Below are 363 nucleotides of genomic sequence, written 5' to 3' on the forward strand. Positions count from 1 at the left end.
CTATAACGTCAAACGGTGCCGCTATGCCGAGACCTATCGGGAGATGGGCCTCGGCCATATCGGCCATTTGCTCTCCTGCAATCGCGACGGCGTCTTTTGCACGGGTTACGACCCGCGGATCTCGCTCAATGCGGGCAAACCGGCCCGGAGGGCCAGACCATTCTGCGATTTCAAGTATCGCTTCTCGGACAGGGCCGAGACCGCCCCGGAGTGAACGGCACTGCGTCGTGCCACCTCGCCTCACCGGCACGGGCATCCGCAAGAAGGGATGCAACCGCAAGCCAAAGTCCGGGAGGGGCCGAGCCAGATTGTCGCAACGAAGGAACGCTGGAGCGGCCTCACGGTTTCCCCCAGTTGTGACCT

General features: G+C 62.8%; 1 protein-coding gene. It reads left to right on the forward strand.

All coding sequences use genetic code 11. From position 1 onward, the window contains the following. Positions 1-214 (forward strand): L-2-amino-thiazoline-4-carboxylic acid hydrolase (locus tag AB4Y92_RS26655; RefSeq protein WP_441822356.1); only part of this gene is annotated, 214 nt, incomplete at its 5' end. Between the last annotated feature and the right edge of the window lie 149 nt (positions 215-363).

The organism is Lysobacter sp. TAB13, from assembly GCF_052113885.1.
GTDB lineage: Bacteria > Pseudomonadota > Gammaproteobacteria > Xanthomonadales > Xanthomonadaceae > Lysobacter > Lysobacter gummosus.